Origin of the sequence: Streptomyces sp. CA2R106 (genome assembly GCF_037034245.1) — a bacterium.
Taxonomy (GTDB): Bacteria; Actinomycetota; Actinomycetes; order Streptomycetales; family Streptomycetaceae; genus Actinacidiphila.
The window spans coordinates 52178-70207 of record NZ_JBAGKC010000004.1; the positions used below are offsets into that span (position 1 = coordinate 52178).

An 18030-nucleotide genomic window follows, 5' to 3' on the forward strand; every position below is an offset into this window, starting at 1 on the left:
GGGGCTGATGGTCGCCGGGACCGGTTCGGACACCGGCAAGAGCGTGGTGACCGCGGGGATCTGCCGGTGGCTGACCCGGCAGGGCCTGCGGGTGGCGCCGTTCAAGGGCCAGAACATGTCGCTCAACTCGTACGTGACCCGGGAGGGCGCCGAGATCGGCCGGGCGCAGGCGATGCAGGCGCAGGCGGCCGGGGTGGAGCCGTCGGCGCTGATGAACCCGGTGCTGCTCAAGCCGGGCGGCGAGCAGCGCAGCCAGGTGGTGGTGCTGGGCAGGCCGGTCGGCGAGCTGAGCGCGCGCGGCTACCACGGCGGCAAGCAGGCGGAGTTGCTCGGCACCGTGGTGGACTGCCTCCAGGAGCTGGGCCGTACGCACGACGCGGTGGTCTGCGAGGGCGCGGGCAGCCCCGCGGAGATCAACCTGCGCCGTACCGACATCGTCAACATGGCGGTGGCCAGGAGCGCGCGGCTGCCGGTGGTCGTGGTGGGCGACATCGACCGCGGCGGCGTCTTCGCGTCCTTCTACGGCACGACGGCGCTGCTCGCGAAGGAGGACCAGCGGCTCGTCGCGGGCTACCTGGTGAACAAGTTCCGCGGTGACGTCTCGCTGCTCCGGCCGGGCCTGGACATGCTGCGCGGCCTCACCGGCCGCCCCACCCTCGGGGTGCTGCCCTTCGCGCACGGCCTGGGCATCGACGAGGAGGACGGGCTGCGGGTGTCGCTGCGCGGCGCGGTGCGCGAGTCCGCGGTCGAGGCGCCCCACGGCGAGGAGGTGCTGCGGGTCGCGGTGGCCGCGGTGCCGCTGATGTCGAACTTCACCGACCTCGACGCGCTGGCCGCCGAACCCGGTGTGGTGGTGCGGTTCGTGGACCGCCCGGACGAACTGGCCGACGCCGACCTGGTGGTGCTGCCCGGCACCCGCGGCACCGTCCGCGCGCTGGAGTGGCTGCACGCGCGCGGCCTGGCCGACGCGGTACGGCAGCGTGCGGCGCAGGGCCGCCCGGTGCTGGGCATCTGCGGCGGCTTCCAGTTGCTGGCCGAGCGCATCGACGACGAGGTCGAGTCGAAGGCGGGCACGGTCCGGGCGCTGGGCCTGCTGCCGGTGCGGGTCCGCTTCGCCCGGGAGAAGACCCTCGCCCGCCCGGAGGGCACGCAGTACGGCGAGCCGGTGCGCGGCTACGAGATCCACCACGGGGTGGCCGAACTGCGCGGCGGCGACGAGCCGTTCCTCGACGGCTGCCGGGTCGGCGCGGTGTGGGGCACCCACTGGCACGGGTCGCTGGAGAGCGACGGCTTCCGGCGGGCGTTCCTGCGGCAGGTGGCCGCGGCGGCCGGGCGGCGCTTCGTGCCCGCGCCGGGCACCCGCTTCGAGGCGCTGCGGGAGGAGCAGTTGGAGCGGCTGGCGGACCTGGTCGAGGAGCACGCCGACACCGGGGCGCTGCTGCGGCTGGTGGAGCAGGGCCCGCCGGAGGGCCTGCCGTTCCTGCCGCCGGGGGCGCCGTGAGACCGCCGCCGCCCCGCGCGCAGCAGGCACCGCCGCAGGCGCCGCGCATGGCCCTGAACCCACGACTTCCGCTCGAAGGAGCGATCCTGGCATGAGCATCACCTATCCGTTCACCGCTGTCGTCGGGCAGGACGACCTGCGGCTGGCCCTGCTGCTCAACGCGGTCTCGCCCGCGGTGGGGGGTGTGCTGGTGCGCGGGGAGAAGGGGACGGCGAAGACGACGACGGTGCGCGCGGTCGCCGCGCTGCTGCCGGACGTGGCGGTGGTGCCCGGCTGCCGGTTCAGCTGCGACCCGGCCGCGCCGGACCCGGGCTGCCCGGACGGGCCGCACGACCCGGACCCGGCCGGCGCCCGGCGCGCCACGAAGCTCGTCGAGCTGCCGGTGGGCGCCTCCGAGGACCGGCTCGTCGGCGCGCTGGACTTCGAACGGGCGCTGGCCGAGGGCGTGAAGGCGTTCGAGCCGGGGCTGCTGGCCGAGGCGCACCGGGGTGTGCTCTACGTCGACGAGGTCAACCTCCTCAACGACCACCTGGTGGATGTGCTGCTGGACGCCGCCGCGACGGGGGCGAGCTACGTGGAGCGCGAGGGCGTGTCGGTACGGCACGCGGCGCGTTTCCTGCTGGTGGGCACGATGAACCCCGAAGAGGGCGAGCTGCGGCCGCAGTTGCTCGACCGGTTCGGGCTGACCGTGGAGGTCACCGCCTCGCGCGAGACCGACGAGCGGGTGGAGGTGGTGCGCCGCCGGCTGGCCTACGACGCGGACCCGGCGGCCTTCGCCGCGCGGTGGGCGGAGGAGGAGCGGCGGACCCGGGAGCGGATCGCGGCCGCACGGGCGCTGCTGCCGTCGGTGGTGCTCGGCGACACGGTGCTGCGGCAGATCGCGGCGACCTGCGCGGCCTTCGAGGTGGACGGGATGCGCGCGGACATCGTGATGGCGCGTACCGCAACCGCGCTGGCGGCGTGGGCGGGCCGCACCGAGGTGACGGCCGACGACGTCCGGCAGGCCGCGCTGCTGGCGCTGCCGCACCGGCGCCGCCGCAACCCGTTCGACGCGCCCGGGCTGGACGAGCAGAAGCTGGACGAGGCGCTGGAGCAGGCCCGGCAGGAGGCCGAGCAGGCGGCGGCCGAGCAGGCGGCGAACGACGTGGACGAGCGCCCGGGCCCGGACGACGACCCGGAGCCCGACCCCGATCCTGACGGCGGCCCCGGCCCGGACGGCGGCCCCGAGGGCGGCCCGGACGGCGACGGCCCCGGCGGGGGCGGCGGGGTGCCGCCGCAGCGCGAGGACACCGCAGCCCCCGAGGCCGGCGAGTCGGCCCCCGACGCCGGCGCCGAACCCGCATCCCCGCAGCCCGGCGCGGGCGCGGCGGCAGGTGCCGAGCAGCCGCCGTCCGCCGCCGGTGAGCCGTACCGGACCCGGGCGCTGACCGTGCCCGGGCTCGGAGAGGGCGCGGCCGGGCGGCGCTCTCGGGCCCGCACCGCGCAGGGGCGGACGACGGGCGCGGAGCTGCCGCACGGCCGGCTCGCGGCGCTGCACCTGACGGCGACGCTGCGTGCGGCGGCGCCGCACCAGCGGGCGCGGGGGCGGGCGGGCGCCGGGCTGGTGGTGCGCCGGGCGGACCTGCGGCAGGCGGTGCGGGAGGGCCGGGAGGGCAACCTCGTGCTGTTCGTGGTCGACGCGTCGGGCTCGATGGCCGCGCGGAAGCGGATGGTGGCGGTGAAGGGCGCGGTGCTGTCGCTGCTGCTCGACGCCTACCAGCGGCGGGACAAGGTCGGCCTGGTCACGTTCCGGGGCGCCGGCGCGGAGTTGGCGCTGCCGCCGACGTCGTCGGTGGACGCGGGCGCGGCGCGGCTGGAGAAGCTGCCGACCGGGGGCCGCACCCCGCTGGCGGCGGGGCTGCTGCGGGCGCACGAGGTGCTGCGGGTGGAGCGGCTGCGGGACGCCTCGCGGCGGCCGCTGCTGGTGGTGGTGACCGACGGGCGCGCCACCGGCGGGCCCGAGCCGCTGCCGCGGGCGGCGCGGGCGGCCCGGCTGCTGGCCGCGTCCGGGGTCGCGTCGGTGGTGGTGGACTGCGAGACGGGCCCGGTCCGGCTGGGCCTGGCCGGGACGCTCGCCCGGGATCTGGGCGCCGCCGCGGTGACATTGGAGGAGCTGCGGGCCGACACGGTGTCCGCGCTGGTCAAGGACGTACGGAGGGCCGCGTAATGCCGCAGGGACAGCCGAGTGTGGTGCCGGACGACGGGCTGACCACGCGCCAGCGCCGCAACCGGCCGCTGACGATCGTGCACACCGGGCCGGGCAAGGGGAAGTCCACGGCCGCCTTCGGGATGGCGCTGCGGGCCTGGAACCAGGGCTGGCCGGTGGGGGTGTTCCAGTTCGTGAAGTCGGCGAAGTGGAAGGTCGGCGAGGAGCGGGCGCTGAAGGTGCTGGGCGCCTCCGGCGAGGGCGGCGAGGTCGTCTGGCACAAGATGGGCGAGGGCTGGTCCTGGGTGCAGCGCGACCCCGCCTCCAGTGAGGACGCCGCCCGGGAGGGCTGGGAGCAGGTCAAGCGGGACCTGGCGGCCCAGACCTACCGGCTCTACGTGCTGGACGAGTTCGCGTACCCGATGCACTGGGGATGGGTGCCGGTGGCGGAGGTCGTCGAGGTGCTGCGGGACCGCCCGGGCAGCCAGCACGTGGTGGTCACCGGGCGCAACGCGCCGGCCGAACTCCTGGACTTCGCGGACCTGGTGACGGAGATGGCGAAGGTCAAGCACCCGATGGACACCGGGCAGAAGGGGCAGCGGGGGATCGAGTGGTGAGTCCGGCCACCGGTACGGGCGCGGTGCCCGAGCCGCGGGAGACGGTGCCGCAGGGCGCGGTGCCGCGGCTCGCGGTGCCGCGGTTCGTGGTCGCCGCGCCGTCCTCGCGCAGCGGCAAGACGACGGTCGCCACCGGGCTGATGGCCGCGTTCGCCGCGCGCGGCCTGGCCGTCTCCCCGCACAAGGTCGGCCCGGACTACATCGACCCGGGCTACCACGCGCTGGCCACCGGCCGGCCCGGCCGCAACCTCGACCCGTACCTGTGCGGGGTGGAGCGGATGGTGCCGCTATTCCTGCACGGTGCGGCCGGGGCCGGGCTGGCCGTCGTGGAGGGGGTGATGGGCCTGTTCGACGGCGCCACCGGGCACGGCGAACTGGCCTCGACCGCGCAGGTCGCCAAGGTGCTGGCCGCGCCCGTGGTGCTGGTGGTGGACGCGTCCGCGCAGGCCCGGTCGGTGGCCGCGCTGGTGCACGGCTTCGCGTCCTTCGACCCGGGGGTGCGGCTGGGCGGCGTGGTGCTCAACAAGGTCGGGTCGGCCCGGCACGAGGAGATCCTGCGCACGGCCCTGGAGGAGGTCGGTATGCCGGTGCTGGGCGCGCTGGGCCGCTCCGACGTGCTGGCGGTGCCGGCCCGCCACCTCGGGCTGGTGCCGGCGGCCGAGCGGCGCGCGGAGGCGCTGGCGTGGGTGCGGGCGGTGGCCGGAAAGGTCGCCGCGGGCTGCGACATGGACGCGCTGTTCGCGCTGGCGCGCACCGCTCCCCCGCTGGCCGGCCCGGCGTGGGACCCCGCCGCCGAAGTCGCCGCCGAAGTGACCGCCGGCGCCCCCGCCGAACGCGCCGGACGTATGGCCGCCCGACCTGTGGTCGCGGTGGCCCGCGGCGCCGCCTTCACCTTCGCCTACCCCGAGCACGAAGAGCTGCTGGCCGCCGCGGGCGCCGACGTCGTCGGCTTCGACCCGCTGACCGACGAGGCGCTGCCGCCCGGCACCCGGGGGGTCGTGATCGGCGGCGGCTTCCCCGAGATGTACGGGCCCGAGCTGTCCGCCAACGGCGCGCTGCGCCGCGAGGTCGCGCGCTTCTCCGGCCCGGTGGCCGCCGAGTGCGCCGGACTGCTGTACCTGGTACGGGAGTTGGACGGGCATCCGATGTGCGGGGTGCTCGACGCGAAGGCGTGGATGGGCGAGCGGCTGACCCTCGGCTACCGCGAGGCGGTGGCCGTCGGCGACAGCGTGCTGGCCGCCGCCGGCACCCGGGTACGCGGCCACGAGTTCCACCGCACCCGGGTCGAGCCGGGCGCCGGGCCGGCCCCGGCGTGGGGCTTCGTCCGCCCCGAGCGCCGCGTCGAGGGCTTCGCCCACGGCCGGCTGCACGCCTCCTACCTGCACACGCACTGGGCCGCGGCGCCCGCCCTGGCCCGGCGGCTGGTCACCTCCTGCGCGGCCGGGCCGCCCCGGTGACCGGACGGCCGTACCACGTCGGGGTGGGCGCGAGCCGCGCCGCGGACCCGGCCGAGGTGCTGGCGCTGGTCCGCGCGGCACTGGCGGAGGCGGCCGCACTGGCGGAGTCCCCCGGGCCGGTCGCGGCAGCGGGGCCCGCCGCCGCACCAGGGTTGGCGCGCATCGCCACCGTGGCCGGGAAGGAGGGCGCGCCCGCGATCGCCGGTGCGGCGGCCGAACTCGGCGTGGCGGTGGCCGGGTTCGGCCCGGCGGAGCTGGCGCGGGTGGCGGTCCCGACGCCGTCGCCGGTGGCGCTCGGCGCGCTCGGCACCCCGTCGGTGGCCGAGGCCGCGGCGCTCCTGTCGGCCGGTCCCGGCGCCGAACTCGCCCTGCCCAAACGGAAGTCGGCGCACGCCACGGTGGCGGTCGCCCGTGTCCCCCCTGGAGCCGACGACGTGTATCCCGACGGCCACGACCTGCGGCACCACGGCGACGCGGAGGTGGGTGAGGGGCTGGTCGACCTGGCGGTGAACGTCCGCGCGGGCACGCCCCCGGACTGGCTGGTCGAGGTGGTCGGTGCCACGCTGACCGGGCTGGCGGCCTATCCGGACGGGCGGGCGGCACGGCACGCGGTGGCGGTGCGGCACGGGCGGGCGGACGCGGAGGTGCTGCTGACCGCGGGCGCGGCCGAGGCGTTCGTCCTGCTGGCGCGGGTGCTGCGGCCGCGGCGCGCGGTGGTGGTGCACCCGCAGTTCACGGAGCCGGAGGCGGCGCTGCGGGCGGCTGGGCACCTGGTCGAGCGGGTACTGCTGGACGCCTCCGACGGCTTCCGGCTCGACCCGGGCAAGGTGCCCGCCGACGCGGACCTGGTGGTGGTCGGCAACCCGACGAACCCCACCTCGGTGCTCCATCCGGCGGCGCTGCTGCGGGAGTTGGCCCGGCCGGGGCGCACCCTGGTGGTGGACGAGGCGTTCATGGACGCGGTGCCGGGCGAGCGGGAGTCCCTGGCGGACGGCGGCGGCGCGGTGCCTGGCCTGGTGGTGCTGCGCAGCCTGACCAAGACCTGGGGCCTGGCCGGCCTGCGGATCGGATACGTGCTGGGCGGTCCGGAGTTGGTGGCCGCGCTGGCCGCCGCGCAGCCGCTGTGGGCGGTGTCGTCGCCCGCGCTGGCGGCCGCCGAGGCGTGCGTGTCGCCGGCCGCGGTCGCCGAGGCCGCCGAGGCCGCCCGGCAGGTCGCGGCCGACCGGGCCCACCTGCTGGCGCGGCTGGGCGAGTTGCCGCGGGTCGAGGTCGCCGGGCCGGCCCCCGCGGCGCCGTTCGTCCTGCTGTCCACGCCGGGGGCGGCGGACGTGCGCGCGGCGCTGCGGGAGTCCGGTTACGCGGTGCGCCGCGGCGACACGTTCCCCGGTCTCGGCCCGGACTGGCTGCGGGTGGCGGTACGCGACCGCCGTACCACCGACCGCTTCGCCGACGCGCTGGCCGAGGTGCTCATTTCACGCCCGGGCCGTGTCTGACAAATACCGTCGTCCCGCCCAAAGGGCGGGGGCCGACGGGGTCTGGTGCTCCCCCATGGCCTCCGGCATGGGAGGTGCCCCCCGATCGCAAGGCGGAGGGTGGGGGTCCCCCCAGGCGAAGCTCTGGGGGAGAGAGCGCAGCGGGCTGCGCCGACGACCGACAACGCTGGGGGCACCTCCCGCCGAAGGCAGGGGGAGAGCGTGCGTGCCAGACCCCGTCGGCCAGGAGGGATTTGTCAGACACGGCCCAGCGCGCTGAGGTCGATCTGGCCGAGCACCTGCTGCTGGTAGACGTTGGTCAGCCGCGGGCCGCGGTAGACCAGGTGGCGGTCGTAGACGACCGGCACCGTGGCGGCGTCGGAGAGCACCTGGGCGTCGATCTTCGTCCACGCCTTCTGCGCGGCCGAGGCGCTGGTGAGCGCGTCGGCCTGGTCGACCATGCTGTTCAGGGTGCTGTCGTCGAGGCCCGCGTAGTTGGTCTCCGAGCCGGGGGCGACGAGTTGGCGCAGGAAGCCGCCGCCGGTCGGGTAGTCGGCGACCCAACCGGTGTACACCATGCCCCACTTGGCCGCCTTGAGCTTCGCCGAGGAGAAGAGGGTGTCGTAGAAGTCGGTGCTGTCCACGACCTTGACGGTGACCTTGATGTCGACCTTCGCCAGGGCCGCCTGCATCGCCTCCATCGCCTGCTGGCCCCGGGAGGCGCCGGACAGGCCCACCAGGGTGGTGCTGAAGCCGCCGGGTTTGCCGCACTGGCTCAGTTCGGTCTTGGCGTAGCTGTCCACCGCTCCCCCGGTGGTGGAGGCGTACATGTTCGCCTTGGGGTCGTAGCTGATGTTGGTGGGCGGCAGCATCGTGGTGGCGACGTCGCCGCCTTCGTACTGCCCGCCGAGCGCGGCCCGCACCTGCTCGCGGTCGATCGCGTAGGCGACGGCCCGGCGGCAGGCGACGTTGTCGAACGGCGCCACGTCGGTGCGCAGGCTCAGGTAGCGGGTGGCGCCGGTGTAGGCGAGGTCGGCGTTGGCCTTGTTGGACGGGTCGTTGATGACCTTCGTCTCGGTGTCGTCGTCGAGCAGCGACTCGGTGAAGTCCAGGTCGGCGCTGCCGTCGAGGAGTGCCTGCTCGACGGCCTGCTGGGTGTCGTAGGACTTCAGCTCGTAGCCGGCGGGCAGTTGGGAGCGCACCGGGTCGGTGCTCGCCTGCCACTCGGTGTTGCGCACCAGGTGGAGCGACTTGCCGGGGGTGTAGTCGGCCACCTTGTACGGGCCGCTGGCCACCGGGTGCGCTTCGTAGTCCTTGCCGCCGCCGGTGTCGGCGCTCGGCGGGACCACGGCGCCGTCGGCCATCGCGAGGATGTACGGGAAGTCGGTGTAGGGCTTGGCGAGGGAGAAGACCACGGTGCTGTCGTCGGGGGTGGTGACCGACTTCAGGCCCATCTTGTCCGGGTCGCTGTCGTCGTACGGGCCCGGGTAGTGCTGGCCCTGGTCGAGCAGGTCGGACAGGTAGGTGGAGCCGTTGGGGTGCACCGTCAGGTCGAAGGTGCGCTCGACGCCGTACTTGACGTCCTTGGAGGTGATCGCCGAGCCGTCCTGGAAGCGCAGCCCCTTCTTCAGGTGGAAGGTCCAGGTCCGGCCGTTGTCGCTGACGTCGCCGGTGGTGGTGGCGAGGTCGGGCAGGAGCCGGCGGCCCTTGTCGCCGGGCGCGGGCGCGTAGCTGACCAGGCTGCGGTAGAGCAGCCGCTGGATGTTCCAGGCGCCGGGGTCGTAGGTGTTGGCCGGGTCCAGCAGCGCGTCGGGGAAGTTGGAGGTGGCCAGTTGCACGGTGCCGCCGGTCTGGGTGGAGGGGCGGACGACGCCGTCGTTGCCGCCGTTGAACCCGCTGCCCTCCTTGCCGCCGTGCCGTTTGAGGGCGGCCTGCGTGCCGACGACCGGTCCCGAGGTCGTCGGGTGCGGGTCGGGCGAGGGGTCCGGCTTGCCGCCGCCGCTGAGGGCCCCGGTGGCCAGCACGACCGAGACGGTGATGCCGGCGACGGCGAGTCCGGCCACGCCGGTGAGGACCTTGCGGCGGGTGTTCCAGCGCGGCCCGGGGACCTGCGCCAGGCCGGGGGCGGACGGCGGCGGGGTGCCGTTGTTCGCGGGCGGCGGGGTGCCCGGTTGATACGGCGGGGGCAGCGGGACCTGCGGGCTGCGGGAGTAGGCGGGGTGCTCCGGCGGCGGGGTCGGGGACGGCTGCGGGCCGGCCGCGGCGGGCTGGTAGGGGCCGGGTATCTGCGGCGGGGGCGTGCCCTGGCCGGGCGGCGCGGGAAGGACGGGCAGGGCGCCGCCGACGCCGAAGGTGGCGCGCGGGTCGGCGCCGGCCGGCGGCTGGGCGGGCGCGGCCGGGTTCGGGGTGGAGGCGGGGCCCGGGGTGGAGGCGGGGGTGGGGGCCGGGTTCGGGGTGGACGCCGGGCCGCTTCTCGGAGCGGGCTTCGCCAGGCCGAAGTCGGCGGTCGGCATCGTGGCCGGGCCGTTCACGGCCGCGGAGCGGGCGGCGGTCAGCCAGGCCCACAGCCGGGCCCGGTAGATCCCGGCGTCGGCCGGGCGGTCCGCGGGCGCCTTCGCGAGCGCGGTCATCACCAGTTCGTCGAGCTCCGGTGTCACCCGCGGGTTGCGGGTGGAGGGCGCGGGCGGCTCGGCGTGGACGTGCCAGTACATCAGGCTCAGCGGGTTGCCGTCGTGGAACGGCGGCTTGCCGGTGAGCAGTTCGGTGAGCACGCAGCCGACCGCGTAGATGTCGCTGCGGGCGTCCACGTCGCCGCCGTTGATCTGCTCGGGCGACATGTAGCTGGGGGTGCCGACGGAGGAGCCGGCGGTGGTCAGCCGCGTGTCGGTGTCCAGCACGCGGGCGATGCCGAAGTCGGCGACCTTGACCGCGCCTTCCTCGGTGACCATGACGTTGGCGGGCTTCACGTCGCGGTGCACGGTGCCGTGGCTGTGCGCGTGGGCGAGCGCGTCGAGGATGTCGCAGACGATCCGCACCGCCCGCTCCGGCTCGAACGGGGCCTGCTCGCGGACGAGTTGGGACAGGGTGCCGCCGCGGACGTACTCCATGACGAGGTACGGCACCACGGTGTCGCCGTCCCGGTACTCGTCCTGGTCGTGCACGGTGACGATGCCGGGGTGGTTCAGCCCGCCCGCGGCGTGCGCCTCGCGGGCGAACCGGCGGCGGGCGTCGGGGTCGAGCGCCAGTTCCGGCATGAGGGTCTTGATCGCCACGATCCGGCCCATCCGGGTGTCACGGGCGCGGTGCACCCGTGCCATGCCGCCGGAGCCGAGCAGCTCCGCGAGTTCGTATCTGCCCGCGAAAAGCCCGTCGCTCATACCTGCCCGCCCTGTCGCCCCACCGTGTCAGTGCCCATGCGGCGATCGTCAGCCGTCCCCGGGCGTGGGGACAGCCTACGGGGGCGGCGCCGGTGCCGGTGCCGCCCCCCGGGCTTGTTACCGCCTTGTGCCGGTCACGCGCCGCCGGTGGACGAACCGGCCGCCTTGCGGCGGCGGTTGGTGACCACGAAGGTGAGCGCGCCCGCGGCCACCAGCGCCGCGGCGCCGCCGGCGAGGTACGGGGTGCTGGAACTGGCGCCGGTCTCGGCGAGGTTGCCGGTGGACGCGGTGTCGGCGACGGTCTGGGTGCGGACCCCGGAGCCGGACGAGCCCGCCGAACCCGACGCGCCGGACGAACCCGCGGAGCCGGAGGAGCCCGACGAACCGGAGGAGCCCGCCGCACCGGCGGACCCGCCGCTGCTGCTCGAACCGCCGTTCGCGGCGCCGCCGTTGCCGGAGCCGCCCGAGGAGTGGCCGCCGGACGTACCGCCGTTGTCCGCGCCGGTGGAGGAGCCGCCCGTCGACGAACCGCCGTTGGACGAACCGCCGGTGGAGGAGGTGCTGCCGCCCTTGGGAGTGCGGCAGGTGGCCCGGGCGAGGGTGATGTCCCCGGTGACGTGGGCGACGCCGAGGTTCAGCGGGTCGATGTCGACCCTGAGGTGCAGCGCGGTGGCCGCCGCGGTGCTGGAGGTGGTGACGGCGTCGGTCAGTTGGAGGTCGACCTCGCCGACGCCGGGGACGGCGACCTTGGTGGTGCCGACCGCCGACAGCTCGGTCCGCCGGCCGAGCACGGTCAGGCCGACCAGGTGCGAGGAGGCGGTCGGGCGGTGCCCGACCTGGCAGGTCGCGGTGGACGTCACCGCGTCCAGCTTGACCGCGGACAGCAGCGGCAGGCCGGGCACGTGCAGGTCGGCGCCCGCGATCCGGGCCACGCCCTCGGCCTTGTCCGGGCCGGTGGTGGCGTTCGCGGTGGCGGCGGTGGCGCGCAGCAGGTCTACGGCGCGGCCGAACTCGACGCCGTGGCCGACGGTGACGGTCAGCGCGGTCTTCCTGGCGTCGGCCGGGGCCTGCACGTCGTTGAGCGAGACGTTCAGCGGGACGTCCACGGCGCGGCCCAGCAGGGCCACGTCCAGGCTCGCGCGCAGGTCGGCGGCCGTGGCGGCGCCGGGGTCGTGCGCGGTCGCGGGCGCCGCCTGCACGGTCGGTGCGACGGCGAGCACGGCCACGGCCGCCACCGCCGTCGCGGCGCCCAGGGCGGCGGCCGAACGGCGTGCGGGCAGGCGGAAATTGATGGTGCGGTACACGGTTGGGAAACCCCCACGTACGGGATGGCGCCCCCGGCGCGCGCTGATTGGGGACAGCCGCCGGGGACATCGACCCGGCAATATTTACGCACTGAGCGTCAACACACGGCTACACGGAGCCAGTTCACTCAGAAGGGTGGTTTCCGCGCGTTTCTTCGATTTCCGGCGTACGGCCGTTCCGTACGGTTCACCGCCGCGGGCGAGCGCGCGCCCTTCCGGGAGCGCGCCGGCGCGCTCCCGGCCTCAGGCGACGGTGCGCCCGCGCAGCACCACCCGGCGCGGCGCGGCCAGGACGCGGACGTCCGCGCGCGGGTCCGCCTCGTAGACGACCAGGTCGGCCGGCGCGCCCTCGGTCAGGCCGTCGCGGCCCAGCCAGCGCCGGGCGCCCCAGGTCGCGGCGGACAGCGCGGCCGTGGCCGGCAGCCCGGCGGCCACCAGCTCGGCCACCTCCGCGGCGACCAGCCCGTGCGGGAGGCTGCCGCCCGCGTCCGTGCCCGCGTAGACGGGGACGCCGGCGTCGTACGCGTCCCGTACGGTCTGGTAGCGGCGTGCGTGCAGCCGTTCCAGGTGGGCGGACCAGCGGGGGAACTTGGCGGCGCCGCCGGCCGCGAGCCGCGGGAAGGTGGCGATGTTGACCAGGGTGGGCACGATGGCCACGCCCCGCTCGGCGAAGAGCGGGACCGTCTCGGCGGTCAGGCCGGTGGCGTGCTCGACGCAGTCGATCCCGGCGGCCACCAGGTCCGTCAGGGAGTCCTCGGCGAAGCAGTGCGCGGTGACCCGGGCGCCCTCCTCGTGAGCGGCCGCGATCGCCTCGCGCAGCGCGTCCCGCGGCCAGCACGGCGCAAGGTCGCCGATGCCGCGGTCGATCCAGTCGCCGACCAGCTTCACCCAGCCGTCGCCCCGGCGCGCCTCGCGGCGCACGTAGGCGGTGAGGTCGCCGGGCTCGATCTCGTGGGCGTAGTTGCGGATGTAGCGGCGGGTGCGGGCGATGTGGCGGCCGGCGCGGATGATCCGGGGCAGGTCCGCGCGGTCGTCGATCCAGCGGGTGTCGGCGGGGGTGCCGGCGTCGCGCAGCAGCAGGGCGCCCGCCTCGCGCTCGGTCAGCGCCTGCTTCTCGGTGGTGGCCTCGTCCACGGCGCCGTGCGCGTCGAGGCCGACGTGGCAGTGCGCGTCCACCAGCCCGGGCAGCACCCAGCCGGTGGCGGTCGCGGTGACCTCGGCGGCGGGCCGCCGGTAGGTGATCCGGCCGCCGACCACCCAGAGTTCGTCCCTGACCTCCGCGTCGTCCGGGCCGGCCAGCACCCGGCCCCGCACGTGCAGCACCTCGTTCGCTCCGGCTCCCATACGGGCACTGTACGGCCCCGGGCGGCCCCGGCGTCAGGGCGTCACGACGTGAGACGCCAGGGCATCAGGAGACCGCGTCAGGAGACCAGGGAGGACAGGTCGACGGCGTCGGCCATCGCCAGCATCCCCGCGTCATTGGGGTGCAGGTGGTCGCCGGAGTCGTACGCGGGGGCGAGGGCGCCGGGGTTCGACGGGTCGCGGACGGCCTGGTCGAAGTCGGCCACCGCGTCGAACGCGCCGCTGGTCCTGATCCACCGGTTGACCTGCTCGCGGATCGCGTTCATCGCGGGGCTGAGCTTGCTGTAGGGCAGGATCGTCGCGCCGATCATCCGGACCCCGGCGGCGTGGCCGCTCGCGATGAGGGTGCGGTAGCCGTCGATGAGGTCGCGCGCGGTCAGCGGGCCGCCGGTGCTGTTGATGTCGTTGCTCAGGTCGTTGACGCCCTCGAGCACGATGACGTCCTTGACGCCGGGCACGCCGAGCGCGTCGTGGTCGAAGCGCTGGACGCCGCTGGGGCCGCGGTAGATCTGCGGGGCGACGCTCAGCAGGCGGTTGCCCGCGATGCCCGCGTCGGTGACGCCGAGCCGCTGCCCGCCGGGGGCGCTGGACAGCCGCCGGGCGAGCTGGTCGGGCCAGCGGCGGTTGGCGCCTGCGGTCGAGTGGTAGCCGTCGGTGATCGAGTCGCCGAAGGCGACCACGGTCGCGTGCGCGGTCGGCGAGACCACGTCGAGGCCGGACAGGTAGTACCAGGAGCCGCGGGTACGGGCGTAGCCCGCGGCGGAGTCGTCGGCGGCGTGGTCGACACCGTCGGTGGAGACGTACGTCGTCTCGTACGCCTCGCGGTGGAAGGTGGAGGGGCCGGTCGGGCCCGGCAGGTAGAGGCTGACCAGCAGGTTCTGGTCGGCGTTCACCCGCATCGGGATGACGTCGCTGTAGCGCTCGCCGCCCGCGGCCACCGTGGTGGAGCGCGAGCCGCCGAACGTGACCCGGTGGTGGCTGCCCGCCACGGCGCGGCCGCCGTCGTACTGCTCGGCGACGTCGGCGGCGCCCACCGTCAGCGGGCGGCCGCTGCGCAGGTCGGAGACCTTGATCCGCAGCCCGGAGCCGCCGACGCTGGTGTGCACCACCATCCGGACCGTCTGGCGGCGGAAGGACGGCCCGCCGGCGCTCATGGCGCTCTCCCAGGCGCCGACCCGGCCGGGGTAGGTCGCGGCGCTCTGCCGGCTGCTGGTGGCGGTCGCGGTGGCGGTGGCCTGGCCGCGGCCGTCGTCATGGCGGCCGCCGTGCGCGTTGGAGACCAGCAGCGCGCCGACCGTGGCGGCGGCGACCACGCCGGCCGCGGGGGCCAGCACCGAACGGCGCAGCGACCGGCCGCGGGTGCGGAGGCGGGGGGCGCGGCTGGCGCGGGACATGCGGGTTACTCCCAAGGTGGTCGCGTGCGGCCTGCGGTCTGGCGGGTCGGACGCCCCGTGCCGGGCGGCGGAGATCCGTCGCATGTCTACAGCCCTTCCGAAAGCATATGCGGAGAACTGGTCACGACCACATCAGCGTCCCATGTGCTCAGGCCCTTCACAGCCCCGCACACCCGCACCCGGGGTGCGGCCGTCTCCGTCACCCGTACGGGGACGCGCCGGAGGTCTGTTCCGGTTCCGCCGGCAGTTCCGGCGCGGGCAGCCGCGTGAAGGTGGCGCGGTAGTCGGAGGGGGTGAGCCCCACCCGGCGGACCAGGTGCTGGCGCAGGGAGTCGGCGGTGCCCAGGCCGCTGGCGCGGGCGACCTGGTCGACCGGCAGGGTGGTGGTCTCCAGCAACTCCCGGGCGCGCTCCAGCCGTTGGTGCAGCAGCCACTGCAACGGGCTGAGGCCGGTCTCGGCGTGGAAGCGGCGGCTGAGGGTGCGCACGCTCACGGCGGCGTGCCGCGCGAGGTCGGTGAGGGTCAGCGGGCGGTCGAGCCGGGTCATCGCCCAGGCGCGGGTCCCGGCGAGCGAGGTGCCGGTCTCGGCGGGCAGCGGGGTGTCGGTGAACTGCGCCTGGCCGCCCGGCCGTACGGGGGCGACCAGCGCGAGACGGGAGACGGTGTTGGCGACCGCGGCGCCGTAGTCGGTGCGCACCAGGTGCAGGCACAGGTCGATGCCGGCCGCGTAGCCGGAGGAGGTGAGGATGTGCTCGTCCTGCACGTAGAGCACGTCGGGCTGGATGACCACGTCGGGGTACTTCTCGGCGAACTGCCGGGTGTAGGCCCAGTACGTGGTGGCGTTGCGGCCGTCGAGCAGCCCGGCCTCGGCGAGCAGGAAGGCGCCGGTGCAGATGGAGGCGATCCGCTTGCCGTCCCGCCCGGCCGCCCGCAGGGCGCTCAGCACGCGCGGGTCGGGGTGCTCGGCCGCGCCGGTGCCGGCCACGATCACGGTGTCGGCGCGGTCGACCGCGTCAAGGCCGCTGCGGATCACCAGGTCGGCGCCGCCGCTGGTGGTGACGGTGCCGGGGTCGGGCGTGCACATCTCGACCTCGTAGCCGGGCCGGCCGTCCAACTGGACCTTCAGCAGGAGCAGTTCGGGCACGGCGAGGTTGAACAGCGAGACGGGCTCGGAGGCGATGACGGCGACGCGGTGCGGGCGGTGGGAGGTGAAGGGTCCGGCGGCGGGCCGGCGCGCCGCGCCCGCAGGGCCGGGCGCCTCCGGGTCGGCGGGCTCGGGGTGGTCGGCGGTCTCGGGGCGGTCGACGGTCTCGGGCCGGTCCGCCGTCTCGGGGCGGTCCGCGGTCTTCGGGTGGTCGGCCGTCTTCGGCCCCGCGATCGTCATGGCCAGAACCTCCGGGAGTATGGCATTCAGGCCACTACTGTAGGCGGGCCGCGCTCGGCACGCTGAACGCATGCCACAGGAACGCGTCACCCCCGAGCCGCACCTCCCGTCCTGCCGGGAGCAACCGCTCCCGTCCCCCGCGGCGGCACCCGCCGGCGCGGACCCGTCGCCGGCCGGCTCCTCCCCCCGCCTGACCCTGGTCGCGGCGGTGATCGGGTTCTTCCTGGTCACCCTCGACACGTCCGTGGTCAATGTCGCCCTGCCGGCCATGGGCCGCGAACTGCACGGCGGCCTGTCCGCCCTGCAATGGGTCGTGGACGGCTACACGCTCGCGTTCGCGTCGCTGATGCTGTCCACCGGTGCCCTGTCGGACCGGGTCGGCGCGAGCCGCGCGTTCGCGGTCGGGGCCGCGGTGTTCACCGCCGCGTCCGTGGCGTGCGGCCTGGCGCCGGACCTGGCGCTGCTGGTGGCGGCGCGGGTGGTGCAGGGGAGCGCGGCGGCCGTGGTACTGCCCTCGTCGCTGGCGCTGGTGCGCCAGGCGTTCCCCGACGCGCGCCGGCGGGCGCGGGCGATCGCGGTGTGGGCGGCGGGCGGGTCGATCGCGGTGGCGCTCGGCCCGGTGGCCGGCGGCGCACTGACCACGGCGTGGAGCTGGCGGGCGGTCTTCTTCGTCAACCTGCCGGTGGGCGCGGCCGCGCTGGCGCTGTCCACGCGGGTGGCCCGCTCCCCGCGGCGCCCGGCGCCGCTGGACCTGCCGGGGCAGGCCACGGCGGTGGTGGCGCTGGCCGCGCTGACCTACGCGGTGATCGAGGGCGGCGCGGCGGGCGCGGTGGCGGGCGCCGCCGGGGTGCTGGCGCTGGCCGTGTTCCTGCGGGTCGAGGCCCGGCACCCGCACCCGGTGGTGCCGCTCGGGCTGTTCCGGAACGGCGCCGCGGCGACGGCGATCGCCTCGGGCGCGGCGGTGACGTTCGGGTTCTTCGGCGGGGTCTTCGTGCTCAGCCTGTTCTTCCAGCAGGTGCGCGGCGAGTCGGCGCTGACCGCGGGGCTGATGTTCCTGCCGATGACGCTGGTGATCTCGGTGATGAACGTGCTCTCGGGCCGGATCACCGACCGCCACGGGCCCGGGGTGCCGATGCTGGTCGGGCAGGGCGGGGCGGTCGTCGGGCTGCTGGTGCTGCTGCCGGTGGGCGCGGGCACGCCCGCGGTGCTGACCGCGGTCGCGATGGTGCCGCTCAGCCTCGGCGCCGCGCTGGCGGTGCCTGCGCTGACGGCCGCGGCGATGGGGGCGGTGCCGGGTGAGCGGGCCGGGATGGCGGCGGGCGTGCTCAACGCCGGGCGCCAGGTGGCGGGCGCGTTCAGCGTGGCGGTCTTCGGCGCGCTGGTCGGCGACGGCACGCACTTCGTGGCCGGGATGCGCCGGGGGCTGCTGATCGCGGCGGTGCTGCTGGCGGCCGCCGCCCTGGCCACCGCGTACGGGCTGCGCGGCGCGCGGGGCGAGACGTCCGCGGCGGGAGGACGCAAGCTGGGAGGGGGGAGTCAATGAGGCCGGCCGGGAAGCAAGCCCCCGGCCGGGGGTATCCACCGAGGCCGAGGAGGTCCGCCATGGCGTCCGGCAAGGGGTTCAAGGTGCGCCGGGTCTACGACCCGCCCGAGAAGGACGACGGGGTGCGGGTCCTGGTCGACCGGCTGTGGCCGCGCGGGGTGTCCAAGGACGCGGCCGGCATCGACGAGTGGCCGAAGTCGGTGACCCCCTCCGCCGACCTGCGCAAGTGGTACCACGCGCACGAGGACCGGTACGGCGAGTTCACCGACCGCTACCGCGCGGAACTGAGCGCTCCGGACCTGGCGGACGACCTCGCCCACCTGCGCGACCTGGCCGCCTCCCAGCCGGTGACCCTGCTGACGGCGGTCAAGCACCCCGACCACAGCCACGTCCCCGTCCTCCTGGACTCCCTGCGCGACGGCGACGCGTCGTAG

At 75.9% G+C, this 18030-nt stretch carries 12 protein-coding genes; 7 read left to right on the forward strand and 5 right to left on the reverse strand.

All coding sequences use genetic code 11. The features are described 5' to 3' along the window. The first annotated feature begins 7 nt into the window (after window positions 1–7). The 5 genes from WA788_RS08125 (at window position 8) to cobC (ending at window position 7253) form a co-directional block, all read left to right on the forward strand. Window positions 8–1501 carry a cobyric acid synthase gene (locus tag WA788_RS08125; RefSeq protein WP_335974121.1) on the forward strand — a complete coding sequence of 498 codons (1494 nt, stop codon included), beginning with the start codon at window positions 8–10 and terminating at the stop codon, window positions 1499–1501. 91 nt (window positions 1502–1592) lie between these two features. Further along, a complete protein-coding gene (locus tag WA788_RS08130) occupies window positions 1593–3707 on the forward strand; it encodes a putative cobaltochelatase (protein WP_335973279.1) in 2115 nt (704 codons plus the stop codon). Next, window positions 3707–4303, forward strand: coding sequence for a cob(I)yrinic acid a,c-diamide adenosyltransferase (gene cobO, locus WA788_RS08135; protein WP_335973285.1), 597 nt, complete (start codon window positions 3707–3709; stop codon window positions 4301–4303). Before WA788_RS08130 ends, cobO begins: the two co-directional genes overlap by 1 nt. Before the next feature lie 59 nt (window positions 4304–4362). After that, window positions 4363–5760, forward strand: a complete 1398-nt coding sequence (locus WA788_RS08140) for a cobyrinate a,c-diamide synthase (protein ID WP_335974124.1) — start codon at window positions 4363–4365, stop codon at window positions 5758–5760. Between the two features lie 23 nt (window positions 5761–5783). Beyond that, the gene (cobC, locus tag WA788_RS08145; protein ID WP_335973289.1) at window positions 5784–7253 is read left to right on the forward strand and encodes an Rv2231c family pyridoxal phosphate-dependent protein CobC; all 1470 of its coding nucleotides are present in this window, start codon (window positions 5784–5786) and stop codon (window positions 7251–7253) included. A 236-nt stretch (window positions 7254–7489) separates the two neighbouring features. Here cobC and WA788_RS08150 read toward each other — a convergent pair whose 3' ends face one another. The 5 genes from WA788_RS08150 to WA788_RS08170 form a co-directional block, all read right to left on the reverse strand. Further along, on the reverse strand, window positions 7490–10609 hold the full coding sequence (locus tag WA788_RS08150) for an ABC transporter substrate-binding protein (RefSeq protein ID WP_335973293.1): 3120 nt from the start codon (window positions 10607–10609) through the stop codon (window positions 7490–7492). 134 nt (window positions 10610–10743) lie between these two features. After that, a complete protein-coding gene (locus WA788_RS08155) occupies window positions 10744–11913 on the reverse strand; it encodes an SCO1860 family LAETG-anchored protein (RefSeq protein ID WP_335973297.1) in 1170 nt (389 codons plus the stop codon). A 243-nt stretch (window positions 11914–12156) separates the two neighbouring features. Next, window positions 12157–13257: an amidohydrolase family protein gene (locus WA788_RS08160; RefSeq protein WP_335973300.1), complete on the reverse strand. Its 1101-nt coding sequence runs from the start codon at window positions 13255–13257 to the stop codon at window positions 12157–12159. Window positions 13258–13334: 77 nt separating this feature from the next. Then, the gene (locus WA788_RS08165) at window positions 13335–14669 is read right to left on the reverse strand and encodes an SGNH/GDSL hydrolase family protein (protein WP_335973304.1); all 1335 of its coding nucleotides are present in this window, start codon (window positions 14667–14669) and stop codon (window positions 13335–13337) included. Window positions 14670–14868: 199 nt separating this feature from the next. Next, window positions 14869–16053, reverse strand: a complete 1185-nt coding sequence (locus WA788_RS08170; protein WP_335973309.1) for a GlxA family transcriptional regulator — start codon at window positions 16051–16053, stop codon at window positions 14869–14871. Between the two features lie 70 nt (window positions 16054–16123). Between WA788_RS08170 and WA788_RS08175 the strand changes: the two genes are divergently transcribed. Both WA788_RS08175 and WA788_RS08180 read left to right on the forward strand, forming a co-directional pair. After that, entirely contained in the window at window positions 16124–17596 is a 1473-nt protein-coding gene (locus WA788_RS08175; protein ID WP_335973313.1) for an MFS transporter, read from the forward strand. A gap of 59 nt (window positions 17597–17655) precedes the next feature. Beyond that, the gene (locus WA788_RS08180; protein WP_335973316.1) at window positions 17656–18030 is read left to right on the forward strand and encodes a DUF488 domain-containing protein; all 375 of its coding nucleotides are present in this window, start codon (window positions 17656–17658) and stop codon (window positions 18028–18030) included.

Coding starts and splice junctions, on each gene's coding strand:
- WA788_RS08125 (WP_335974121.1), top strand. CDS start 8: ATGGTCGCCGGGACCGGTTCGGACACCGGCAAGAGCGTGGTGACCGCG.
- WA788_RS08130 (WP_335973279.1), top strand. CDS start 1,593: ATGAGCATCACCTATCCGTTCACCGCTGTCGTCGGGCAGGACGACCTG.
- cobO (WP_335973285.1), top strand. CDS start 3,707: ATGCCGCAGGGACAGCCGAGTGTGGTGCCGGACGACGGGCTGACCACG.
- WA788_RS08150 (WP_335973293.1), bottom strand. CDS start 10,609: ATGAGCGACGGGCTTTTCGCGGGCAGATACGAACTCGCGGAGCTGCTC.
- WA788_RS08160 (WP_335973300.1), bottom strand. CDS start 13,257: ATGGGAGCCGGAGCGAACGAGGTGCTGCACGTGCGGGGCCGGGTGCTG.
- WA788_RS08165 (WP_335973304.1), bottom strand. CDS start 14,669: ATGTCCCGCGCCAGCCGCGCCCCCCGCCTCCGCACCCGCGGCCGGTCG.
- WA788_RS08170 (WP_335973309.1), bottom strand. CDS start 16,053: ATGACGATCGCGGGGCCGAAGACGGCCGACCACCCGAAGACCGCGGAC.
- WA788_RS08175 (WP_335973313.1), top strand. CDS start 16,124: ATGCCACAGGAACGCGTCACCCCCGAGCCGCACCTCCCGTCCTGCCGG.
- WA788_RS08180 (WP_335973316.1), top strand. CDS start 17,656: ATGGCGTCCGGCAAGGGGTTCAAGGTGCGCCGGGTCTACGACCCGCCC.